The sequence below is a fragment of the Halomonas piscis genome (assembly GCF_031886125.1).
In the GTDB taxonomy this organism is placed as follows: Bacteria; Pseudomonadota; Gammaproteobacteria; order Pseudomonadales; family Halomonadaceae; genus Vreelandella; species Vreelandella piscis.
The window spans coordinates 20,881-40,744 of the sequence record NZ_CP119391.1; the positions used below are offsets into that span (position 1 = coordinate 20,881).

Annotated in this window: 20 protein-coding genes and 1 pseudogene; 20 read left to right on the plus strand and 1 reads right to left on the minus strand. The window is 54.7% G+C overall.

Annotated elements, in window-relative coordinates:
* Positions 1 to 12: 12 nt before the first annotated feature.
* From P1P91_RS00110 to P1P91_RS00160, 11 genes are all read left to right on the plus strand, one after another.
* Positions 13 to 459: a hypothetical protein gene (locus P1P91_RS00110; protein WP_311883707.1), complete on the plus strand. Its 447-nt coding sequence runs from the start codon at positions 13 to 15 to the stop codon at positions 457 to 459.
* Positions 460 to 523: 64 nt separating this feature from the next.
* Positions 524 to 1,024, plus strand: a complete 501-nt coding sequence (locus tag P1P91_RS00115) for a transposase (protein WP_311883708.1) — start codon at positions 524 to 526, stop codon at positions 1,022 to 1,024.
* A 26-nt stretch (positions 1,025 to 1,050) separates the two neighbouring features.
* The gene (locus P1P91_RS00120) at positions 1,051 to 1,485 is read left to right on the plus strand and encodes a hypothetical protein (protein ID WP_311883709.1); all 435 of its coding nucleotides are present in this window, start codon (positions 1,051 to 1,053) and stop codon (positions 1,483 to 1,485) included.
* A 292-nt stretch (positions 1,486 to 1,777) separates the two neighbouring features.
* Positions 1,778 to 2,527 carry an IS5 family transposase gene (locus P1P91_RS00125; protein ID WP_311881913.1) on the plus strand — a complete coding sequence of 250 codons (750 nt, stop codon included), beginning with the start codon at positions 1,778 to 1,780 and terminating at the stop codon, positions 2,525 to 2,527.
* 473 nt (positions 2,528 to 3,000) lie between these two features.
* The gene (gene ltrA / locus P1P91_RS00130; RefSeq protein ID WP_311883712.1) at positions 3,001 to 4,512 is read left to right on the plus strand and encodes a group II intron reverse transcriptase/maturase; all 1,512 of its coding nucleotides are present in this window, start codon (positions 3,001 to 3,003) and stop codon (positions 4,510 to 4,512) included.
* 134 nt (positions 4,513 to 4,646) lie between these two features.
* Entirely contained in the window at positions 4,647 to 5,216 is a 570-nt protein-coding gene (locus P1P91_RS00135) for a transposase (RefSeq protein ID WP_407650553.1), read from the plus strand.
* 176 nt (positions 5,217 to 5,392) lie between these two features.
* Positions 5,393 to 6,649, plus strand: a complete 1,257-nt coding sequence (locus P1P91_RS00140; RefSeq protein WP_311881765.1) for an ISL3 family transposase — start codon at positions 5,393 to 5,395, stop codon at positions 6,647 to 6,649.
* Between the two features lie 262 nt (positions 6,650 to 6,911).
* Positions 6,912 to 8,117 (plus strand): hypothetical protein, encoded by a 1,206-nt coding sequence (locus tag P1P91_RS00145; RefSeq protein WP_311883713.1) that lies wholly within the window; start codon positions 6,912 to 6,914, stop codon positions 8,115 to 8,117.
* Positions 8,118 to 8,163: 46 nt separating this feature from the next.
* A complete protein-coding gene (locus P1P91_RS00150; protein ID WP_311883714.1) occupies positions 8,164 to 8,691 on the plus strand; it encodes a glycosyltransferase in 528 nt (175 codons plus the stop codon).
* Between the two features lie 41 nt (positions 8,692 to 8,732).
* Entirely contained in the window at positions 8,733 to 9,299 is a 567-nt protein-coding gene (locus P1P91_RS00155; RefSeq protein ID WP_311883715.1) for a glycosyltransferase, read from the plus strand.
* A gap of 137 nt (positions 9,300 to 9,436) precedes the next feature.
* Positions 9,437 to 10,159, plus strand: coding sequence for an ATP-grasp domain-containing protein (locus P1P91_RS00160; RefSeq protein WP_311883717.1), 723 nt, complete (start codon positions 9,437 to 9,439; stop codon positions 10,157 to 10,159).
* Here P1P91_RS00160 and P1P91_RS00165 read toward each other — a convergent pair.
* Positions 10,141 to 11,397 carry an ISL3 family transposase gene (locus P1P91_RS00165; RefSeq protein ID WP_311883192.1) on the minus strand — a complete coding sequence of 419 codons (1,257 nt, stop codon included), beginning with the start codon at positions 11,395 to 11,397 and terminating at the stop codon, positions 10,141 to 10,143. The two genes, P1P91_RS00160 and P1P91_RS00165, sit on opposite strands and share 19 nt — an antisense overlap.
* A 32-nt stretch (positions 11,398 to 11,429) precedes the next feature.
* On the opposite strand from P1P91_RS00165, the gene P1P91_RS00170 reads away from it, so the two are divergent.
* The 9 genes and pseudogenes from P1P91_RS00170 (at position 11,430) to P1P91_RS00210 (ending at position 19,805) form a co-directional block, all read left to right on the plus strand.
* Positions 11,430 to 11,879 (plus strand): ATP-grasp domain-containing protein, encoded by a 450-nt coding sequence (locus P1P91_RS00170; protein WP_311883718.1) that lies wholly within the window; start codon positions 11,430 to 11,432, stop codon positions 11,877 to 11,879.
* Positions 11,880 to 11,937: 58 nt separating this feature from the next.
* Positions 11,938 to 12,438 carry a transposase gene (locus P1P91_RS00175; protein ID WP_311883692.1) on the plus strand — a complete coding sequence of 167 codons (501 nt, stop codon included), beginning with the start codon at positions 11,938 to 11,940 and terminating at the stop codon, positions 12,436 to 12,438.
* A 26-nt stretch (positions 12,439 to 12,464) separates the two neighbouring features.
* Entirely contained in the window at positions 12,465 to 12,899 is a 435-nt protein-coding gene (locus P1P91_RS00180; RefSeq protein WP_311883719.1) for a helix-turn-helix domain-containing protein, read from the plus strand.
* A gap of 656 nt (positions 12,900 to 13,555) precedes the next feature.
* Positions 13,556 to 15,067, plus strand: coding sequence for a group II intron reverse transcriptase/maturase (gene ltrA, locus P1P91_RS00185; RefSeq protein WP_311883712.1), 1,512 nt, complete (start codon positions 13,556 to 13,558; stop codon positions 15,065 to 15,067).
* An 80-nt stretch (positions 15,068 to 15,147) separates the two neighbouring features.
* Positions 15,148 to 15,435, plus strand: a pseudogene (locus tag P1P91_RS00190) (transposase); the annotation flags it as partial.
* 238 nt (positions 15,436 to 15,673) lie between these two features.
* Complete coding sequence (locus tag P1P91_RS00195; RefSeq protein WP_311881886.1) at positions 15,674 to 16,753, plus strand: IS110 family RNA-guided transposase; 1,080 nt, start codon at positions 15,674 to 15,676, stop codon at positions 16,751 to 16,753.
* Between the two features lie 98 nt (positions 16,754 to 16,851).
* Positions 16,852 to 18,054 carry an IS110 family RNA-guided transposase gene (locus P1P91_RS00200; RefSeq protein ID WP_311883720.1) on the plus strand — a complete coding sequence of 401 codons (1,203 nt, stop codon included), beginning with the start codon at positions 16,852 to 16,854 and terminating at the stop codon, positions 18,052 to 18,054.
* 213 nt (positions 18,055 to 18,267) lie between these two features.
* Complete coding sequence (locus P1P91_RS00205) at positions 18,268 to 18,669, plus strand: integrase core domain-containing protein (protein ID WP_311883721.1); 402 nt, start codon at positions 18,268 to 18,270, stop codon at positions 18,667 to 18,669.
* An 89-nt stretch (positions 18,670 to 18,758) separates the two neighbouring features.
* On the plus strand, positions 18,759 to 19,805 hold the full coding sequence (locus tag P1P91_RS00210) for an NAD-dependent epimerase/dehydratase family protein (protein WP_311883722.1): 1,047 nt from the start codon (positions 18,759 to 18,761) through the stop codon (positions 19,803 to 19,805).
* The last annotated feature ends 59 nt before the right edge of the window (positions 19,806 to 19,864 follow it).

Genomic DNA, 19,864 nt, shown 5'->3' on the forward strand with positions numbered 1-19,864 from the left:
TGCAGTTATTCTATGAATTCAGGTTTTACTGCCGCAACCTGCCTGTACATTGCGTATGCGGCGAAGAAATACCGTCCGATCGCCTGGCCCATCGTCATCGGTGGCGGGATACGGCTACTCGTCGCTTGGGTGGTTGGGCTAAGACTCTATCCCGTGCCGGGGTCGACCGGGGATGTTGTGGGTTTCGAAAAACTCGCGGCTACCTGGTCCCAACTACCTTGGCCATCCCTGATTGGCAAACTTGACCCCACACAGAGCGATTTTTATGTGGGCGTTGGCGCTAGTACTACAGCCGTAACCACTGCTGTGATCGTTCATGCATTGCCATCCGGGTTTGCTGCTGCCAACAGTGGCACTGCCAAGCTCGATATTGGTGCTTTCGTCGCCAGTCCGACCAATGAAGCACATGGGACAGGGCCTGTTGACCTTGCCATAGATATCTCCCGATTAGTCGCCTGAGCTCGGGGACCCTATGCGTCAACGTAGTTGTCACCTAAACTGATTGATTGAGAAGGTGATCAACATGCGTTACCCCGCAGAACGTAAGGAAGCCATCCTCAAGAAAATGGCGCCGCCCATGAGCATGACCATCCCGGAACTGGCCGAGCAGGAAGGCATCACCGCGACAACCCTCTACAATTGGCGAAAACAGGCCAGAGCACGAGGACAGATTTTGCCATCACGTTCGACCCAACCCGATCAGTGGACCAGCCAAGAGAAGTTCCAGGTCGTCCTGGAAACGGCCCCGATGAACGAGGCTGAATTCAGCGCCTATTGCCGTGAGCGCGGGCTCTACCCCGAGCAGGTAGAGGCCTGGCGGGATGCCTGCATGAACGCCAATGGCGATGCCCCAGCGCAGGCCAAGCAGCAGCGCCAGGCCCGCAAGGAGGAGCAGAAGCGGCTCCGCAAGCTGGAACGAGAACTGCGCCGCAAGGACAAGGCACTGGCCGAGACGGCGGCGCTGCTGACCTTGTCAAAAAAGGCAGAGGCGATCTGGGGCACGACCAACGACGAGGACGACTGACCAGCCTCCCGGATCGCCAGCGCATCGTGACCCTGGTGCAAGACGCCCAGCGTGATGGTGTTCGGCTGGCCAAGGCCTGTCAGGTGATGGGCGTCAACGTAAGGACCTACTACCGCTGGGTTGCTGAGGGCGAAGTGACGGCCGATCGCCGTCCCGATGCCGACCGTCCGGATCCAGCCAACAAGCTGTCTCCCGGGGAGCGAGAGGCGGTCGTGGCGTTGTGTAACGCCCCGGAATACCGGAGCCGCCCTCCGGCCTTTATCGTGGCCGATCAGGCGGACAAGGGCCGCTACCTGGCCTCTGAATCGACGATGTACCGAGTGCTTCATGAAGCCGGCCAGCAGCATCACCGGGGCCGCCAGCAGGCCCCGCAGCGCAAGCGCTCACCGACCACGCATCAAGCCACGGTGCCGAACCGCCTTTGGTGCTGGGATATCTCCTGGCGTGTGCCTCGACCCTGAAGGCAGCAGGAAGTAGCTGAATGGGCACGAGCATGACTGGAATACCTTCATGACGAGCAGGATGCTCCTAGTGAAGGGCTGCCCTCTGCTGTGAGAGGGCATGAGCCGAAGCGGCAGTGACCTGCAGTGCACTGGCAGGGTGATGTAACCCGTGGGAAACGGGGTGTGAGGCGAAGCCGTTACGCCAAGATGCACCTCTAGGGTCTGTTGACGTTTCATGGCAGGGGTATTGGCAGGATAGGGGCAAGCTCACAGAATAAAGGTTCCTAAGCCAACAAACTGCAAGCCTGCCATGCCCCGACAAATGCTCACGGATGAACACTGGCCGAAGCTGAAATCTATCCTGCTTCAACAAGGTATTTATGACAAGACCGATCTGCGTACCACGGTGGAAGGCATCCTTTATCGGATGCGAACCGGCTGCCCGTGGCGGGACCTACCGGAGGCGTTTGGCCCCTGGAACACGGTCTACAAGCGCTTCAACGCCTGGTCAGCGAGTGGAAAGCTGATGAGGATTTTCATCTCTCTGGTGGAAGATCCTGATGTCGAGTGGCTATTTATTGATGGTTCCTACGTCAAGGCTCACCAAGATAGCACTGGGGCTGCCACGGAAGATGCAGAAGCCATTGGCAAAAGTCGTGCAGGCAATACCAGCAAGATCCACTTGGCCGTGGATGCTTATGGGTTGCCGATCGCCTTCAGAATAACCGGGGGTGAAGTGCACGACAGCACGGAAGCCCAGGCATTGATTGACGGTTTGCCGGCAGGTGACGCGCTGGTGGCTGACAAAGGCTATGACAGTGAACGTATCCGTGAGCAGGTCGAAGCCAAAGGAATGGCTGCCGTCATTCCACGCAGGCGTAACTCGAAAAAAGGAAATGCCAATCTGGACAGAGGGTTATATCGCTACCGGCATCTGGTTGAGAATGCCTTTGCTCGATTGAAACCGTATCGCGCCATTGCGACGCGCTACGATAAGCTCAAACGAAATTACGAAAGCATGGTGGCCTTGGCATGCGGCTTTTTATGGCTACCAATGTGAAACGTCAACAGGCCCTAGGCTAAGTATGGAAAGGTTGAGGAACACGAACCGATTAATCCGCGTCTGTGGGCTGAACGTGTCGCCACCTCCTACACGGCTTATTGGAGGTGTGTACCCCAGCAGTGAGTACAGGTACGGCTCACTTCTGCTGCGGGCAACGAATAGCCAAGTCGTTGCCAACAGAGGTATGGACAGTGCGCAGCTAATCCGTACCGGGTACACCAACTTGCAGCATGCAAGGGTAAAGATTGCGATCGGCAACCTCCTCCATACGCTTGAGTCCAGCATGTAAACGAGGGAAGGCTTGTATGGGATGGTAAGGGAGTGCGACCCCGATGCCCAACAAGCTGGCGGAGCCTCCGTAGTAGTCCGAGGTGGGGAAAGCCCACCACATGGCGAAGGGAGGCAGTTCAAGTGGCTTGTTCCACTAATTACCTGACTGAGAGAGGTGAAGACCTTTGATAATCAGGGAAATGCAGAGCAAGCTAGCAACATGGTCAACAGAAGATCCGAATCGTAGGATTGATCGACTGTTGAGGCTGATTGCAGGGCGCGATTGGCTCCTGGATGCTGTGTGGAAAACACTGGCATCAAAGGGGGCCAAGACTGCTGGGGTAGACGGTGAGACTCGACGAGTAGTAGAGCAGGATATTAGCCACTATGTGGATGATATTCGCTCAGAGCTGCTGGCTGGAACCTATCAGCCTCAGCCTGCTCGTCGTATCTATATTCCGAAGGCCAACGGCAAGAAGCGCCCACTGGGGATACCAACACTGCGAGATAGGATTGTACAACGTGCGATGCTGATGGCAATGGAGCCCATATGGGAAAGCGACTTCCATCGCTTATCCTACGGCTTCCGCCCCGAAAGAAGCGTGCACCATGCTATCCGAACCGTGAAATTGCAGCTTACGGATAGTGGAGAAACAAAGGGCCGCTGGGTCATAGAAGGCGACTTGGCAAGCTACTTTGATACTGTCCACCACCGAAAGCTGATGCGGTGCGTTCGCAGGCGGATTTGTGACAGTCGTTTCCTAGACCTCCTCTGGAAATTCATCAAAGCGGGCCATGTCGACAAAGGGCTGTTTCATGCTGCTCACGACGGCGTTCCGCAAGGTGGTGTGCTTTCACCATTACTGTCGAATATCATGCTGAATGAATTCGACCAATGGCTTGAGAAACGCTATCTTGGCAAGAAGGCTCGCAAAGATCGTTGGTACTGGAACTCTAGCATCCAACGAGAATTTCCAATCGCCATGCGAGAAAGACGACATTGGCGACCAGCGGTAGCTTACTGTCGCTACGCTGATGATTTCGTCTTGGTTGTTAAAGGAAACAAGGCTCATGCTGAGGCTATCCGCGAGGAGTGCCGACTGTTCCTTGAGGACGACCTCTCATTAACTCTGAATATGGATAAGACCCATGTTACACATGTGAATGATGGGTTCATTTTCCTGGGTCATAGAGTAGTCCGTAAACGCGGTCCCAATGGCACAATGCGCCCGGTCACGTCCATCCCCCGTGAAAAGGCAAAGAATTTCGCTGCATCACTGGCGAAAGAATTGTCTAGCAATCATAGCGCGAATAGGATTGACATGGTGGACCGCCTGAATCGCCGACTGGCGGGATGGGCAAATTTCTACCAGCATACCGACTACACCGCGATCACTTACAGGAAGATAGATGGCATTGTCTTCTGGCGATTTGGCCACTGGCTATCAAGGAAGTATCGCGCATCGATAAAGTCCATGATGCGAAAACACTTCCTGAGACCAACAGAGAAACAAGCCAAGACATGGAAATTCTTTGGCCCAAATGGCAGAGGTGTTTTCTGCGTAACGAGCCTGAGACGTCTGGTAACCAGTCGAAAGATGACCTTCCGATGGCGGCTTCCTGAGGCAAATCCCTATCTGCCACAGGAAGAGGTACGCAACACCGTCACTTCGCGCTACCGAGATGTTGCCATGGCTTTGAGCCACACTTGAATGGAGAGCCGTATGCGCTGAGAGGTGCACGTACGGTTCGGGGAGGAGAAGTAGGGAAATAGCTCGACTACGCCCTGCTTCTTACTCCACTACCCGGGCCCGCTCGCGGCACCTGGTGGTACCTGTACCTGATCATGGACGTCTTCAGCCGTAAGATCGTTGGGCACGAGGTTTACGAGACGGAGACCGGTGAGCTGGCCGCCGAGCTGATCCAGAAGGCCTGCTGGCGAGAGCACCTGACGGATCGTCATAAGCCCTTGATTTTGCATTCCGATAACGGCAGCCCGATGAAGGCCTCGACGTTCCTGGAAAAGCTGTATGACCTGGGCATCACTCCATCGTATAGTCGGCCAAGGGTCAGTAACGATAACGCCTTCGCCGAGTCGGCCTTCAAGACGTTGAAGTACCGACCGGGCTTCCCCGTCGACGGCTTCGAGACCTTGGTCGAGGCCCAGGACTGGGTCCAGCAATTTACCGAATGGTATAACCATGAGCACCGGCACAGCGCCCTTCGCTACGTCACTCCCGGCCAGCGTCATAACGGCGAGGCCAACGGCATTCTGGCCCAGCGCCGGGAGGTCTTCGAGTCGGCGAAGCAACGTCACCCGGAGCGCTGGTCGGGTGACATCCGGAAACTCAGCCTGCCAGAGGTAGTGCACCTGAATCCCGAGAGGGACCCGGTGCCGCAGGCCTCAGGATTGTAAAGAGCCGCAGTCATTTCATGTGCCAACTATGTTGACAGGCTCCGCGTAGGGTGTGCAGAAACCAGGGGGTCATTACAATTCCATTAACCATATTTAAGGGCTCTTCGTCGTTGGGTGTGGAATTCGCCCCCTGAGCTGGGCCAGAATATGACCTCCACGACGACAGGAGGTATGACATGGACGGCACCCAGATTCTGACCCTCGGCCTGGGCTTGGAAGCGCCCTGGATTCTCAAGGACCAGCACCTGGACACCTCCGTATCGCCCCACCGTCTGGACCTCTACGTCGAGGCCGAGCGTGGCAGCCTCTACCCCTGCCCTGAGTGCGGCGAGGCCTGTCCGGCTCATGACTTCGCTGACAAGACGTGGCGGCACCTGAACTTCTTCCAGCATCACTGCTACTTGCATGCTCGCGTGCCGCGTACCAAGTGCCCGGAGCATGGCGTCAAGCGTATCGAGGTCCCTTGGGCGAGGCCGGGCAGCGACTTCACCCTGCTGTTCGAGCAGGCGGCCATGTCACTGGTCAAGGAGATGCCGGTGTTGGCCGTCTCCCGACAGCTGGAGATCTCCGACAAGCGGCTGTGGCGCATCGTGCATCACTACGTCGGTCGGATGCTGGGGCAGCTGGATCTGAGCAACGTGGCCACCGTTGGCGTGGACGAAACCGCGTCCCGGCGTGGCCAGCGCTATGTGACGGTGTTCCTTGATATGCAACGCAAGCAGGAACCGGTGATCTTCGCCGTCCCCGGCCACGGCAAGGACGCCATCAAGGCCTTTAGCGCCTTCCTGGCGGCCCATGGCGGCGATCCGGACAACGTGGTCGAGGTCGTCTGCGACATGTCACAAGCCTTCCTCAGCGGCGTGGCTGAGTACCTTCCCAAGGCCGAGGTCACGGTCGACTGGTTCCATATCGTGCAGACCTTCACCAAGCGGCTAGACGAGGTGCGCAAGAAGGAGCGCCGCGAGCAGGAACACCCCAAGTCGCTGCGCTGGGCCCTGCTGAAGAGCCTGGACAACGAGAACCTGACGCCCAAGCAGCTGGCGGCTCTCCAGGAGCTGGTGGCTGACCAGAGCGCCACGTCCGATGCCTGGGTGATCAAGGAGAAGCTGCGCTGGATCCAGAAGGCGCCGACGCCACGAGCGGCTCGATGGCGCATCACGCACTACCTCAGGGTCATGAAGGCGGCGGTCTCGGAGAAGCCATTGCTGAAGCCGATGGGAAAGGCCCTGGCGACGTTGGAGCGCCACGCCGATGCGGTGGTTAGGCGTTGGATTTCGGGACTGACGAACGCACGACTGGAAGGCATGAACGGTCTGTTTCAGGCGGCTCGGTCACGCGCACGGGGTTACCGGAACGAAGCCAACTTCATCGCCATGATCTACCTGATTGGCAGCCCGGTGGGGCGCCTGTTCGATCAGGCCAAATCCACATGAAACGACGAAGAACCTATTTAAGCAAAACCAAATTTTCTTTTGTATATTTTTATATTCATTTAACAAGTGATTTTAAGCATGGCCACTTCAGCGGGATTATGATGAATAAAGGATAACTAAATTTTTGACATATCGTAAAAATGTTTAAATATATCAAACTCTATCATCATATATAATAAGTATCGCTGTGGATATAAAGCCTTATTTTATTAATTTTTTATAGAGCGTATAGCGCAGAAGCCAATCGCTCGGAGCTATTTACATGGAAGATTTATATTGGATTTTTAATTACGGCTTTTTGGGCAGTCGCCTTTTTGATCTTCCTAATTTCATGATCTGTGTCGTTCTTGTATTGCTGGGTAGTAGAAAGCTTCACGTCCCTGCCATTATACAGTTGGTTTTGGTGCTTCACTGCCTGCTCCCGTTTTTTCTCAACGGCGTGCTATTCGATTACGGCTACATGCCAGATCAATTTAAATACTGGAACTGGTTTAACCAGATTCGTAGCGGGCAATTGCCATTAACCGATGCTATTACGGGGGGGAATACGCAGCAGGCAGCCGTTTTCTTCGCATTGATGCCCTTTCCTGCAGCAGTTGCCCCGCTGAGCCTTGGTTTCTTTAATTCTTTTCTATATGTATTTACTTTTTTTTGGCTATATTCAAAAAAAGTATTTACGCGTTTTTCAATGTGGTTTTTTCTCTTATACCCAAGCATGGCGCTTTATTCCGCACTTTCCTTGCGTGAAACCTTGATCATGGTTTTCATGATTGTCGCCGTGCAGTTTGCCAGGGAAGGACGCTGGCTATCCATGGGGTTAGTGTTAGTGCCACTGTATCTCGTCAAATTCCAGAATTTCTATATTCTTGCACCTATACTGGCTCTTTATTTGGTATTTGGAATCCGTCGTACCGGGCTTTCTATTGGTAAAGGCGCAGCTACTGCCGTTATTGGGTTTTGCTCATTACTCGCCTCTGCCCCTGTAGCGCTCCCGCTGGTCAATAAGTTTCGAGTCGCCATGTTTGTAGAGGACGGGGGCCATCCGGACGATATTCAGTTAATCTCCTCATCCCTGGACTTTGTTGTACAGGGCATGACCTCTTCCTTTTATTTCCTTATTAAACCGCTTCCCTGGGAAATAACCAATGCTTTACAGTTAATTCAGAGCATTGAAAACATTATAGTATTTGGCTTACTTATTATTATTACCCGAATCGCCTGGAAAAATGCACCGAAAAAGCTGATATTTTGGCTACTGCTCATGCTTTTCTCAATGTCAGTATATGGGCTGGTGGTTGTTAACTTTGGCACAGCGGTAAGGTATCGCTACCCGTTCGTTGTTATTTTTGTTTTATTTGTTTGTGCTGACTGCCAAATACATCGCGCTTTACCAAATTTCGTATTCGGCAATAAAGGACTTTCAAAGCCCAAACCTAAACTGGCACACAGTCAACACCAAGACATATAGAACTTACTATTATATTTATTACGCATTTTGACAGGCAGCAGTCCAAATGAGCCAAGAAACTTCGAAACCCTTGCGTATCCTTCATGTCTTTGCAAGCCTCGACAGAGGCGGGGCTGAAGGTATGGCAATGAGCTTATATCGCAATATCGATAAAACAAAAATACAGTTTGATTTCGTTGTCAATAATCGTGACAAGCCTTACGCACATGAAGAAGAAATAAAAGCCCTTGGCGGCAGGGTCTTCCGCATGCCTGCCTTTAAAGGCCCGAATGTTCTCAGGTATTACAAGGCATGGGATAGCTTTTTAAAGGCTCACCCCGAATGGGGAATTATTCACGCTCATCATACGACCCCTGCCTTCATTTATTTGGCCGCTGCCCGGAACAACGGACGTATCGCAATTGCCCATAGCCATATCGCTGGCTATGAAAAAAACATCAAGTCGTTAATTAAAATAGCAACAAGATATCCCCTTCGCTATATAGCAAATCATTTAGTTTCCTGCTCAAAAACCGCTGCCCAGTGGATGTTTGGAAAAAAGTCTAGCCAAACAACTGTGATAAAAATGCTGTAGACTCCAAATCTTTTAGCTTTAATTCTTATAATAGAGCTGAAATGAAAAAGAAACTTAATATAGAAAACAATTTTGTTATTGGTCATGTTGGAAGATTTGATGTTCAAAAAAATCATAATTCCATCATAGATATTTTATTTTCTATAACCAAGGTCCGCGAAGATGCAGTACTGCTCCTCGTTGGCGATGGGCCACTTAAAGAAGAAATTGAAAAAAAGGTTGATGAACTAGGCCTTTCTGAAAACGTAATGTTTCTTGGGGTCCAGCCAGATATTGCCGCTTTATTATCTTCCATGGACGTTTTTCTTTTCCCCTCGCTATATGAGGGGCTACCCGTTACTCTGATTGAAGCCCAGGCTAACGGCCTGCCTTGCGTTGTATCTGATACAGTCACTTCGGAATCAAAAATTACCGACTGCGTTAATTTTTTTCCGCTTAATGAACCTTCAGAAAAATGGGCTGAAAAAGTTGTTGAAAGTGCCAAAAAAGAGCATTGCCCCAATACATATTCCAGCATAGCAAGCGCAGGCTACGACATTGAAAGCAATGCTCACTGGCTCGAAAGTTTTTATCTTAAAGCTGCTCATGAAAAAGAAAAAAAGGAATAACGACTCTTCCTTTTATAAAACCAAAAATAAAACCATAGACTTGGTTGCCTTATTTCCCATGAGTTCTATATTTCATTTATCAAGATGTCATCCCACAGCTTAAAATCATAGCTTTCAAATTAAGTTTAGGAGAATACATGGGCTTATCTGTCGGTATTGTAAAATCAGACTTTCATGGGCACCATAGTAGTTCCTGGAGCCATGAATGGCTAAACTTTTGCGCCCAGGAAAAAATACCACATGAATTAATTGATTGGCGAGAGCTGGACGCTTTTAGCAAGTTAAGGAAGCACTCCGTTGTGGTTTGGCACTACAATCATTATTCAAATGATGAAATGGCGTTTGCGCCTGATATTCTAACAGCACTCAAAAGTTCTGGTTGCATCGTTTTTCCTGATGAAGGGGAATCAAGACATTTCGATGATAAGGTTATACAATCTTATCTGATGGAGGGGCTGAGGTTACCGACACCAAAAAACTATCCCTTGCACAGCTTGGAGGCCGTTCATCATTGGATTGAATCAATAGGCACCTTTCCAGTAGTCGCGAAGCTAAGATCAGGGTCTGGTTCAAGTAATGTAGTTCTCATTCAGAGCGCTAATCATTTAAAACGCTATGCTCGCCGCATGTTTGGTCGTGGATTAAACAGCAAACCAAGCCTTCTATTTAAAGCTAAAACACATGCTTCCTCATCCAGGTCATTTTCTGAAGCACTAGCAAGATTCAAAAGGCTTCCGGAATTTTTATTTTCTCGTAAAATGGCTAGTGGAAGGGGGCGTGAACAAGGCTATGTCTACCTTCAGGAGTTTATTGAGGGTGTTGATTATGGCTCTTCGACGTTTCATGTGGATTTGGCCTGATCGAGCAAGCGTCCCACAGGACTGCCGATCAGGTAGATCATCGCGATGAAGTTGGCCTCATTTCGGTAACCACGGGCACGTGATCGAGCTGCCTGGAACAAGCCATTCATGCCTTCCAGGCGGGCGTTGGTCAGACCGGATATCCAGCGTCTTACCACCTGTTCGGTATGCCGCTCAAGCGTCGCAAGGGCCTTCGCCATCGGCTTAAGCAGTACCTGGCCGGTGACGGCCCTTCGCATGACCTTGAGGTAGTTCGTAATACGCCACCGAGCGGCGCGTGGCGTGGGGGCTTTCTGGATCCAGCGCAGCTTTTCCTTGATGACCCAGGCATCCCCCGTGGCCCCTTGATCGGCGATCAACTCCTGAAGGGCTGAGACCTGTTGGGCTGTCATATTGCCATTATCCAGATTCTTCAGGATCGCCCATCGAAGGGACTTGGGGTGTGCCTTCTCACGGCGCTCCTTCTTGCGGACCTCGTCCAACGCCCTGGTGAAGGTCTGCACGATGTGGAACCAGTCGACCGTCACCTCGGCCCGGGGCAGACTCTCAGCCACGCCGCTGAGGAACGGCTTTGACATGTCGCAGACCACTTCGGCCACGTTATCGGGCGCGCCACCATGCGTCGCCAGGAACGTGCTGAAGGCCTTGATGGCCTCCTTGCCATGGCCCGGAATGGCGAAGATGACTGGTTCCTGTTGACGCTGCATGTCGAGAAACACGGTGACGTAACGTTGCCCGCGCCGGGAGGCGGTTTCATCCACGCCGACGGTAGCCACGCGGCTCAGGTCCAGCGCTCCCAGCATGCGGCCTACATAGTGGTGCACGATGCGCCATAGTCGTTTATCGGAGATCTCCAACTGCCGGGAGACGGCCAGCACCGGCATCTCCTTGACCAGTGACATGGCGGCCTGCTCGAACAGCAGAGTGAAGTCGCTACCCGGTCTCGCCCAGGGCACCTCGATGCGCTTGACGCCATGCTCGGGGCACTTGGTGCGAGGCACGCGCGCATGCAGATAGCAGTGATGCTGGAAAAAATTCAGATGTCGCCAGATTCTGTCGGCGAAGTCGTGAGCCGGACAGGCCTCGCCGCACTCCGGGCAGGGGTAAAGGCTGCCGCGCTCGGCCTCGACATAGAGATCTAGCCGATGAGGAGACACAGCGGTATCCAGGTGTTGATCCTTGAGAGCCCAGGGGGCTTCCAGTCCCAGACCAAGCGTTAGAATTTGGGTACCGTCCATGCCATGCCTCCTGTTGTCGTCGAGGCCATATTTTGGCCCAGCTCAGGTGGCGAATTCCACACCCAACGACGAAGAGCCTTGATTATGACATTAGGGTTGTCGTAATCGGCGATAAGCTCGGCTATTGGTCTCGGGGCATACGCAAAGATGACTTTCGCGCCTCCGGTAGTGGAAGCGTTTCTTACGACAAGAACCTTGTCTCACCAGCGTTAATTAATACTGCTTTTGAGGCCGCTAGTGCCTTGGACACTGACTGCATGGGGTTTGATATCATATATGACCCTAAAACCCACGATCCCCTTATTATTGAAATGAGCTATGGGTTTCCGCATGCTACTTTGCTTGAGTCCGGCGGCTATTATGATAAAGAAGGCACTTGGCACAATAGTCCTCTTAACGCGCCCGTGGCTATCCTCAAGCGATTGTTAAATAAAGCAGAAAAACAGAAACTCTCAGCTAATCAGGTCAAGCTCACCTCCTAGTTCAACATCCCTATGCGTCAACGTAGTTGTCACCCAAACGGATTGAGAGGTGATCAACGTGCGTTACCCCGCAGAGCGTAAGGAAGCCATCCTCAAGAAGATGGCACCGCCCATGAGCATGACCATCCCGGAGCTGGCCGAACAGGAAGGCATCACCGCGACAACCCTCTACAATTGGCGGAAACAGGCCAGAGCACGAGGACAGGTTTTGCCATCACGTTCTACCCAGCCAGATCAGTGGACCAGCCAGGAGAAGTTCCAGGTCGTCCTGGAGACAGCTCCGATGAACGAGGCTGAAGTCAGCGCCTACTGCCGCGAGCGCGGGCTCTACCCCGAGCAGGTGGAGGCCTGGCGAGATGCCTGCATGAACGCCAACGACGATGCGGCAGCGCAGGCCAAGCAGCTTCGACAAGCGCGTAAGGCGGAGCAGAAGCGGCTCCGTAAGCTGGAGCGCGAGCTGCACCGCAAGGACAAGGCCCTGGCCGAGACGGCGGCGCTGTTGGCCCTGTCAAAAAAAGCCGAGGCGATCTGGGGCACGACCAACGACGAGGACGACTGACCAGCCTCCCGGATCGCCAGCGCATCGTGACTCTGGTGCAAGACGCCCAGCGTGACGGTGCTCGGCTGGCCAAGGCCTGTCAGGTGATGGGCATCAATGTGCGAACCTATTACCGCTGGGTTGCGGAAGGCGAAGTGACGGCAGATCGTCGCCCCGACGCCGACCGCCCGGAGCCGGCCAACAAGCTGTCGCCCGAGGAACGAGAGGCTGTTGTGGCGCTGTGCAACGCCCCGGAGTATCGGAGCCGCCCTCCCGCCTTCATCGTGGCCGATCAGGCGGACAAGGGCCGCTACCTGGCCTCTGAGTCGACGATGTACCGAGTGCTTCATGAATATGACCAGCAACACCATCGGGGCCGACAGCAGGCCCCACAGCGCAAGCGACCGCCGACCACGCACCAAGCCACGGCGCCGAACTGGCTTTGGTGCTGGGATATCAGCTGGTGTGTGCCTCGACCCTGAAGGCAGCAGGAAGTAGCTGAATGGGCACGAGCATGACTGGAATACCTTCATGACGAGCAGGATGCTCCTAGTGAAGGGCTGCCCTCTGCTGTGAGAGGGCATGAGCCGAAGCGGCAGTGACCTGCAGTGCACTGGCAGGGTGATGTAACCCGTGGGAAACGGGGTGTGAGGCGAAGCCGTTACGCCAAGATGCACCTCTAGGCTAAGTATGGAAAGGTTGAGGAACACGAACCGATTAATCCGCGTCTGTGGGCTGAACGTGTCGCCACCTCCTACACGGCTTATTGGAGGTGTGTACCCCAGCAGTGAGTACAGGTACGGCTCACTTCTGCTGCGGGCAACGAATAGCCAAGTCGTTGCCAACAGAGGTATGGACAGTGCGCAGCTAATCCGTACCGGGTACACCAACTTGCAGCATGCAAGGGTAAAGATTGCGATCGGCAACCTCCTCCATACGCTTGAGTCCAGCATGTAAACGAGGGAAGGCTTGTATGGGATGGTAAGGGAGTGCGACCCCGATGCCCAACAAGCTGGCGGAGCCTCCGTAGTAGTCCGAGGTGGGGAAAGCCCACCACATGGCGAAGGGAGGCAGTTCAAGTGGCTTGTTCCACTAATTACCTGACTGAGAGAGGTGAAGACCTTTGATAATCAGGGAAATGCAGAGCAAGCTAGCAACATGGTCAACAGAAGATCCGAATCGTAGGATTGATCGACTGTTGAGGCTGATTGCAGGGCGCGATTGGCTCCTGGATGCTGTGTGGAAAACACTGGCATCAAAGGGGGCCAAGACTGCTGGGGTAGACGGTGAGACTCGACGAGTAGTAGAGCAGGATATTAGCCACTATGTGGATGATATTCGCTCAGAGCTGCTGGCTGGAACCTATCAGCCTCAGCCTGCTCGTCGTATCTATATTCCGAAGGCCAACGGCAAGAAGCGCCCACTGGGGATACCAACACTGCGAGATAGGATTGTACAACGTGCGATGCTGATGGCAATGGAGCCCATATGGGAAAGCGACTTCCATCGCTTATCCTACGGCTTCCGCCCCGAAAGAAGCGTGCACCATGCTATCCGAACCGTGAAATTGCAGCTTACGGATAGTGGAGAAACAAAGGGCCGCTGGGTCATAGAAGGCGACTTGGCAAGCTACTTTGATACTGTCCACCACCGAAAGCTGATGCGGTGCGTTCGCAGGCGGATTTGTGACAGTCGTTTCCTAGACCTCCTCTGGAAATTCATCAAAGCGGGCCATGTCGACAAAGGGCTGTTTCATGCTGCTCACGACGGCGTTCCGCAAGGTGGTGTGCTTTCACCATTACTGTCGAATATCATGCTGAATGAATTCGACCAATGGCTTGAGAAACGCTATCTTGGCAAGAAGGCTCGCAAAGATCGTTGGTACTGGAACTCTAGCATCCAACGAGAATTTCCAATCGCCATGCGAGAAAGACGACATTGGCGACCAGCGGTAGCTTACTGTCGCTACGCTGATGATTTCGTCTTGGTTGTTAAAGGAAACAAGGCTCATGCTGAGGCTATCCGCGAGGAGTGCCGACTGTTCCTTGAGGACGACCTCTCATTAACTCTGAATATGGATAAGACCCATGTTACACATGTGAATGATGGGTTCATTTTCCTGGGTCATAGAGTAGTCCGTAAACGCGGTCCCAATGGCACAATGCGCCCGGTCACGTCCATCCCCCGTGAAAAGGCAAAGAATTTCGCTGCATCACTGGCGAAAGAATTGTCTAGCAATCATAGCGCGAATAGGATTGACATGGTGGACCGCCTGAATCGCCGACTGGCGGGATGGGCAAATTTCTACCAGCATACCGACTACACCGCGATCACTTACAGGAAGATAGATGGCATTGTCTTCTGGCGATTTGGCCACTGGCTATCAAGGAAGTATCGCGCATCGATAAAGTCCATGATGCGAAAACACTTCCTGAGACCAACAGAGAAACAAGCCAAGACATGGAAATTCTTTGGCCCAAATGGCAGAGGTGTTTTCTGCGTAACGAGCCTGAGACGTCTGGTAACCAGTCGAAAGATGACCTTCCGATGGCGGCTTCCTGAGGCAAATCCCTATCTGCCACAGGAAGAGGTACGCAACACCGTCACTTCGCGCTACCGAGATGTTGCCATGGCTTTGAGCCACACTTGAATGGAGAGCCGTATGCGCTGAGAGGTGCACGTACGGTTCGGGGAGGAGAAGTAGGGAAATAGCTCGACTACGCCCTGCTTCTTACTCCACTACCGGGCCCTGCACGCGGTACTTGGTGGTACCTGTACCTGATCATGGACGTCTACAGCCGCAAGATCGTTGGGCACGAGGTCTATGAAACCGAGACCGGCGAGCTGGCCGCCGAGCTGATCCAGAAGGCCTGCTGGCGAGAGCACCTCACCGATCGTCACAAGCCTTTGATTTTGCATTCTGATAACGGCAGCCCGATGAAGGCGGCGACCTTCCTGGAGAAGCTCTACGACCTGGGCATCACCCCGTCGTACAGCCGGCCAAGGGTCAGCAACGACTGTCAGTCTTTATACGTCGGATTCATAATCGATCCGGAAGACCTGGTCTTGGTGGCTTGACTCTTGCAATGATTGGCCGTTGCATGCCTTGGCGTTGATCTGTCAGCTCCGGACCGGGCACCTGATCCAGTATGGCGAAGCTGTGACTTAATAGGAGCCTGAAGGCATATACTCTCATGACAGTCCTGTCCACTTGGCCGATTCTGGAGACCATAACTCGACATACTCAGAGGCTGACATGACGGCTTTACAGTTACCTGATATCGCACCTTCCGGCCATATCGTCGTTGGGGTGGATACGCATAAGCATATCCATGTTGCTGCCGTTGTAGATACAACCGCTGGCCTACGATCAACGCTTTCAGTTACGGCGGACCGTGACGGCTTTGAAAAGCTGCTGGCCTGGGCACGCTCTTTTGGTCGAATCCTGGCCTTTGGTGTGGAAGGCACCGGTTCCTACGGCGCCGCTCTGACTTCCTTCATTCGCCGGCATGACACGTTGGTCATCGAGGTGAGTCGCCCCAATCGCCGTCTCAGGCGGCTGAATGGAAAATCCGATACCCTAGACGCCGAGAATGCCGCCCGTGCTGTTCTGTCCAGAACGGCAACCGCTATACCCAAGGTGACCGATGGCACTGCTGAAATGGTTCGGCAGCTGAAGGTGGCTTATGATACGGCCGTCAAAGCCCGTACAGCGGCCATGGTGACCCTGAAGGCCATGCTGGTTCATGCACCAGACGATGTCCGGGCTAGCGCTGAAGCGAAAACGCCATTGGCGCTTGCACACAAATTTTCCAGGCTACGTCCCAGCTTGTTGGAGAATACGACAGATAGCATTAAACATACGCTTCGTTCCCTGTCTCGGCGCTGGATTTCTCTGGATGAGGAAGCCGGTGCATTGAATAAAATGATCTATGACCTTGTCCAAGAAGCCGTACCGCAGCTGGTCGAGTCGTATGGCATCAGCACTCACACGGCAGCAGAAATACTGATTGTTGTGGGAGATAATCCTGAAAGGATCAAATCCGAGGCGGCATTGGCAAAGCTGGCCGGCATTAGCCCTATTCCCGCCTCATCAGGCATGACATCAGGCCGATATAGAATCAACAGGGGTGGACACAGACAGCTCAATGCTGCCATCTATCGCGCGGCGATTGTGCGAATGCGAGGCCACGAGCCAACTAAGGTGTACGTTGCGCGAAGGACCGCAGAAGGCAAGACGAAACGTGACATTGTCAGGTGCCTCAAGCGTTACATCATTCGTGAGGTTTATCGTCTCCTACGGTATGGCCCCAAAGTAGCTGAATACGCGACTTGACAGATATAGACATCATGGATTGACCTGCCCCACCTCAACGTCGTGGGTTATGTTGAGGTAGGGCAACAACACAGAGCCACTATTGAGGGAGGCAGGTCATGAAACAGTCTAACGCAACTCAGCCAGCTATTGTCGAGCGCACTGTTGCCCAGCGGGTTAGTGCTGCCAGCAACGTCCACGCCGCTTATATTGGCCTGGACGTGCACAAGGCGAGTATCTCCGTGGCAATCGCCGAGGCCGGACGCCAAGCTCCCGAGTTCCGCGGCGAAATTCCGAACGAGCCTCAGGCCATCGATAAGCTGGTTCGTCAGCTGAGTCAGCGTTTCGATGGGCAGCCGCTGTTATTCAGCTACGAAGCTGGCCCCTGTGGCTACGGGGTCTATCACCAGATTCAGGCCAGCGGCCATGATTGCGAGGTCGTTGCCCCGACGCTGATTCCTCAGCGCGCAGGGGATCGCATCAAGACCGACCGTCGCGATGCCAAGATGCTGGCTCGCCTGTCGCGCTCAGGAGAGCTGACACCGGTCTGGGTGCCAACGCCGGAACAGGAGGCGATTCGCGATCTGACGCGTGCCCGGGAAGACATGAAAGCCGCTGAGCTCCGCGCCCGACAGCGACTCAACGCCTTCTTGTTGCGGCACAGCAAGATCTACCCCGGCAAGAGCAAGTGGATACCGGCACACTTCCGCTGGCTGGAGACGGTGCGCTTCGACACCCCGGTTCAGCAGGTTGTGTTGCAGGAGTACGTCGACAACGTGAAAGATGCCCAGCGCCGTGTGGCGGGTCTCGAAAAACAGATGAGAGCGGTGTTACCAAACTGGTCACTGGCTCCGGTGGTCGAGGCCGTTCAGGCGATGCGGGGCGTGAGCCTGATCACGGCGATGACGGTGCTGGCCGAGCTGGGTGACATCAGTCGCTTCGACTCGCCCCGCCAGCTGATGGCCTACCTGGGCCTGGTGCCCAGCGAGCACTCGAGCGGGGGCAGTCGGCGCCAGGGCGGCATCACCAAGACCGGCAACGGCCATGTGCGACGAGTGCTGGTGGAGGCGGCCTGGAGCTACCGGTTCCCGGCCCGCAAGACGCGCATTATTGAGCAGCGCGCCGAGAAGACCTCGCCAACGGTGCAGGCGATCGCCTGGGAGGCGCAGAAGCGACTGTGCGGGCGCTACCGCCGCCTGGCTGCCACGGGCAAGGCCAAGCAGCAAGTCACCACGGCGGTGGCGCGAGAAATGGCCGGCTTCCTGTGGGCGATTGCCTGCGAAGCGATGGGCAAACCGCACGGCAGCCGGGCCACCGCATGATGATCGCGCCTCAGTGCCTACGATTCAGGGAGCGTCGGGCCGGTGGGAGAACCCCTGACGCTCCTATGAGGCCCCCGCCCTGCGGGGCGGGGTGACCCTCGCTCGTAGACCAGGGTAGCTCCGCGACGAAGTGATGACAGGTCGGTAACCAACCCACGAATACCAGAGAGATCCACCGTCGCTGATAGCCCCTCGCTTCCTGATCCGTAGGCATTGAGGACAATCACACGTAGCAGAGTCAACCGACCCCTTGACGGGTCAATCCATACCAGGAGCATCAACGCCTTCGCCGAGTCGGCCTTCAAGACACTGAAGTACCGGCCGGGATTCCCCGCCGACGGCTTCGCCACGCTGGCCGAGGCACAAGACTGGGTCCAGCAATTCACCGAGTGGTACAACCATGAGCACCGGCACAGTGCCCTGCGCTACGTCACGCCGAGCCAGCGTCACAACGGCGAGGCCAAAGGCATTCTGGCGCAGCGCCGAGAGGTTTTTGAAGCCGCGAAGCAGCGCCACCCGGAACGGTGGTCAGGTGACATCCGGAAACTCAGCCTGCCGGATGTAGTGCACCTAAATCCCGAACGGGACCCAGTGCTACAGGCCGCAGGATTTTAAAGAGCTGAAGTCATTTTATATGGCAACTATGTTGACAGACTCCGACATTCGCTTACTGCATTTGTTGTTGCATCACCCAAAGGAAATACATGGCACCTTTCGACACGCTCCAATCCCAGCTTAAAGCCGCGCCGCGTACCTGGCTGATTACCGGCGTGGCCGGCTTCATCGGCTCCAACCTGCTGGAAACCCTGCTCAAGCTCGAACAACACGTGGTGGGGCTGGATAACTTCGCTACCGGCTTTCAGGCCAATCTGGATGAGGTGCAGTCGCTGGTTAGCCCCGAGCAGTGGGCAAGGTTTCATTTTATCGAAGGCGATATCGGCTCGCTTGCCGCCTGCCGGGAAGCGGTGCTGATCGACGGCGAGCCGGTGGACCACGTGCTGCACCAGGCGGCGCTGGGCTCGGTGCCGCGATCCATCGCCGACCCGGTGGCCACTAACGCCGCCAATATCAGCGGCCACCTCAATATGCTGGTAGCGGCGAAGGATGCCGGAGTTAAGCGTTTCGTCTACGCCGCGTCAAGCTCCACCTACGGCGATCACACCGCGCTACCCAAGCTGGAAGACCGTATCGGCAAGCCGCTTTCGCCTTACGCGGTGACCAAGGTCGTCAACGAGATGTACGCCGACGTGTTTGCCGGCACCTACGGCTTCAAGGCTACGGGGCTGCGCTACTTCAACGTGTTCGGCAAGCGCCAGGACCCCAACGGCGCCTATGCGGCGGTGATCCCCACCTGGGCAGGTGCCATGCTTACCGACGAGACGCTGTTCATCAACGGCGACGGCGAGACCAGCCGCGACTTCTGCTACATCGCCAACGCCGTGCAGGCCAACCTGTTGGCAGCCACCGCCGATGACGAGGCCCAGGGCGAGATTTACAACGTCGCAGTGGGCGGGCGCACTACCCTGAACCAGCTGTTTGACTACCTGCGCCGGGCGCTGGCCGAACAGGACGTTGACTACGCAAAGACGCCTACCTACCGTGACTTTCGCTCCGGCGACGTGCGCCATTCCCAGGCCGATATCGGCAAGGCCCAGCGCCTGCTGGGCTATGAGCCGAGCCACGCTGTGGTCGAAGGCATCAGCGAAGCGATGCCCTGGTACATCGATTATTTTCGCCAGCAGAAGCGCTAAGCTGCTGGCCTTCATCAGGGGCCCTGGCGCCTCTGGCTAACAACGCTTTGCACTTTACC

Bases quoted from the DNA above. Each gene is read 5' to 3' on its own strand.
- P1P91_RS00140 (WP_311881765.1), top strand. From the start codon at position 5,393: ATGGACGGCACCCAGATTCTGACCCTCGGCCTGGGCTTGGAAGCGCCC.
- P1P91_RS00195 (WP_311881886.1), top strand. From the start codon at position 15,674: ATGACGGCTTTACAGTTACCTGATATCGCACCTTCCGGCCATATCGTC.
- P1P91_RS00165 (WP_311883192.1), bottom strand. From the start codon at position 11,397: ATGGACGGTACCCAAATTCTAACGCTTGGTCTGGGACTGGAAGCCCCC.
- P1P91_RS00160 (WP_311883717.1), top strand. From the start codon at position 9,437: ATGGGCTTATCTGTCGGTATTGTAAAATCAGACTTTCATGGGCACCAT.
- P1P91_RS00155 (WP_311883715.1), top strand. From the start codon at position 8,733: ATGAAAAAGAAACTTAATATAGAAAACAATTTTGTTATTGGTCATGTT.
- P1P91_RS00110 (WP_311883707.1), top strand. From the start codon at position 13: ATGAATTCAGGTTTTACTGCCGCAACCTGCCTGTACATTGCGTATGCG.
- P1P91_RS00135 (WP_407650553.1), top strand. From the start codon at position 4,647: ATGGACGTCTTCAGCCGTAAGATCGTTGGGCACGAGGTTTACGAGACG.
- P1P91_RS00200 (WP_311883720.1), top strand. From the start codon at position 16,852: ATGAAACAGTCTAACGCAACTCAGCCAGCTATTGTCGAGCGCACTGTT.
- ltrA (WP_311883712.1), top strand. From the start codon at position 13,556: ATGCAGAGCAAGCTAGCAACATGGTCAACAGAAGATCCGAATCGTAGG.
- ltrA (WP_311883712.1), top strand. From the start codon at position 3,001: ATGCAGAGCAAGCTAGCAACATGGTCAACAGAAGATCCGAATCGTAGG.
- P1P91_RS00150 (WP_311883714.1), top strand. From the start codon at position 8,164: ATGAGCCAAGAAACTTCGAAACCCTTGCGTATCCTTCATGTCTTTGCA.
- P1P91_RS00125 (WP_311881913.1), top strand. From the start codon at position 1,778: ATGCCCCGACAAATGCTCACGGATGAACACTGGCCGAAGCTGAAATCT.
- P1P91_RS00115 (WP_311883708.1), top strand. From the start codon at position 524: ATGCGTTACCCCGCAGAACGTAAGGAAGCCATCCTCAAGAAAATGGCG.
- P1P91_RS00145 (WP_311883713.1), top strand. From the start codon at position 6,912: ATGGAAGATTTATATTGGATTTTTAATTACGGCTTTTTGGGCAGTCGC.
- P1P91_RS00210 (WP_311883722.1), top strand. From the start codon at position 18,759: ATGGCACCTTTCGACACGCTCCAATCCCAGCTTAAAGCCGCGCCGCGT.